2 protein-coding genes and 1 pseudogene are annotated in these 2,488 nt (G+C 69.4%); all 3 read right to left on the bottom strand.

Annotated features, from left to right (window positions below; all coding sequences use genetic code 11):
- Window positions 1-247, bottom strand: a pseudogene (locus KBX34_RS32805) (ABC transporter permease); the annotation flags it as partial.
- Entirely contained in the window at window positions 244-1,791 is a 1,548-nt protein-coding gene (locus tag KBX34_RS32800) for an ABC transporter ATP-binding protein (protein ID WP_307871553.1), read from the bottom strand. The gene KBX34_RS32800 and the pseudogene KBX34_RS32805, both read right to left, overlap by 4 nt.
- Before the next feature lie 249 nt (window positions 1,792-2,040).
- The coding region (locus KBX34_RS32795; protein WP_210928950.1) for a BMP family protein at window positions 2,041-2,488 on the bottom strand (448 nt) is incomplete at its 5' end.

Below are 2,488 nucleotides of genomic sequence, written 5' to 3'. Positions count from 1 at the left end.
CGCCGACCACGATCGCCAGCACCAGCGACAGCAGGGTCACCGTGAAGGTGTTGGCCGCCCAGAGGTTGTCCATGAACAACCGGCCCAGACTCGGCTTCTGCTCCGGCTCCGGCTTGGACGCCGGGCCGCCCGGCTCGGTCGCCACCTCGGCCCGTTCGGTGTTGCCGAGCGCGTTCTGCGCGGCCTGCGCCTCGCTCGCCGGCTCCTTGTCCGGCGAGCCGGACTGCGGGGTTGGGGGGTTGGTCATGCCTCGTCCTCGCTCGCGGAACCCGGGCCGCTCGCCGGGCTCCCGTCGGTGGCCGGCCCGTCGCTGGGCACGGCGTCCGTGTTGCGCTCGTGTGCCGCGTCCGGGCTGATGCCGGCCATCAGCAGGCCGATCTCCTCACGCGGGGTGTCCGGGCCGACGATGCCGATGATGCGACCGCGGTACATGACCGCGATCCGGTCGGCCAGCCCGATCACCTCGTCGAGCTCACTGGAGACCACCATGACGGCGGTGCCGATGTCCCGCTCGCGGATGATCTGGCTGTGGATGAACTCGATCGACCCGACGTCGACGCCACGGGTCGGCTGGGCCGCGATGAAGAGCTTCAGTGGCCGGGACAGCTCCCGGGCGACGATCACCTTCTGCTGGTTGCCGCCGGAGAGGGTGCCCACCGACGCGTCGGCCGATGACGTGCGGACGTCGAACTGCTCGATCCGCTCCTTCGCCGACGCCGCTATCGCGTCCGGCTTGAGCGCGAGCCCGGCAGCGAACGGCGGCCGGTCGTAGATGTCCAGCACCAGGTTCTCCGCGACGCTGAACTCCTTGACCAGGCCGTCCACGCTGCGGTCCTCGGGCACGTAGCCGACGCCCGCGCGGAGCACCTTCTTGGGCTTCCAGCCGTCGATCCGGTCGCCGACCAGGCTGACCGTGCCGGCGAGCACCGGCCGCAGGCCCATGATCGCCTCGATCAGCTCGGTCTGACCGTTGCCCTGTACGCCCGCCACGCCGAGCACCTCGCCCGCACGCACGGTCAGGTCAACCCCGTCCACCGCGCGGATCTGCCGGTCGTCGTCGACGACCAGCCCGGTCACCTCAAGCACCGGCTCACCGGGAGTGGCCGGGCCCTTGTCCACGGTGAGTCGGACGTTGCGCCCGACCATCATCGCGGCCAGCTCGTCCCGACTGGCGTCCGGCGAGGCGGTGCCCACGGTCTTGCCGCGTCGGATCACCGTGATCCGGTCGGCGATGGCCTTGACCTCGCCCAGTTTGTGGGTGATGAAGACGATCGACTTGCCGGCCGCCTTGAGCGACCGCATGACCGTCAGCAGTTCCTCGGTCTCCTGCGGGGTGAGCACGGCGGTCGGCTCGTCCAGGATGAGCAGGTCGACGTCGCGCGTGAGCGCCTTGACGATCTCGACGCGCTGCTGGATGCCGACCGGCAGGTCCTCGACCACCGCGTCCGGGTCGACTCGCAGGTTGTAGCGCTCGGACACCTCGGTGACCTCGCGCCGGGCACGTCGGCGGTCCAGGAAACCGGCGATGCCGCCCCGGACCTGTTCGGCGCCGAGCATGATGTTTTCGGCGACGGTGAAGACCGGCACCAGCATGAAGTGCTGGTGCACCATGCCGATCCCGGCACCGATCGCGTCGGACGGGCCCTTCAGCTTCAACGGCTTGCCGTCGACCAGGATCTCGCCCTCGTCGGGCTGGTAGAGCCCGTAGAGCACGTTCATCAGGGTCGACTTGCCCGCGCCGTTCTCGCCGAGCAGGGCATGAATCTCTCCAGGCTCCACCGTCAGGTCGATGTGGTCGTTGGCGACCAGATCACCGAACCGCTTGGTGATGCCGCGCAGTTCGAGTCTCAGCGCAACCTCCTGGAGTGCGAGCGATGGTGCAGCCTAGCTGCCGTCAACCTGGCCGGAGCGGCCCGGTTGACGTGGTGCGCGATCGGCCGCTCCGACCCCACGGTCACCCGCAGGGCCGAAGCGGCCGATCGGTCGTACCTGTCCCCCGCCGAACTCCCCGATGATCTCACCGGAGGAGCCGGGCGGTTGTCACTTGGTCGGCTGGGCCTTCGAGGTGACGGTGATGGTGCCGGCGGCGATGTCCGCCTTGATCTTGTCGACCTCGGCCTTCAGCTCGGCCGGAACCTTGCTGTCGAAGTCGTGGTACGGGGCGATCGAGACGCCGGTGTTGGCCAGGGTGCCCACGAAGCCCGGGTTGGCCTGCAGCTTCTCGCCACCGGCGGCCTTGAGCACGGCCTCCTTGACGGCCTCCGGGATGTTCTTGACCACCGTGGTGATGATGGCCGAGCAGTCCGGGGTGCTCTCGCAGCCGTCGACGTCCACCCAGATGGTGCTGTACTTGCCACCCGAGGCCTTGGCCGCGGCGGTGGTGCCGAGGCCTGCGCCACCGGCGACCGGCATGATGATGTCCGCACCCTGGGCGACCAGCGCGTCGGAGACCTTCTTGCCCTCGTCCTGCTTGGCGAAGTCGTTGGTG

It is taken from the genome of Micromonospora sp. M61, from assembly GCF_018070245.1.
GTDB lineage: Bacteria > Actinomycetota > Actinomycetes > Mycobacteriales > Micromonosporaceae > Micromonospora > Micromonospora zamorensis.
The sequence above is the reverse complement of the archived record's forward strand: the minus strand, read 5'-3'. Positions and strand labels throughout refer to the sequence as shown.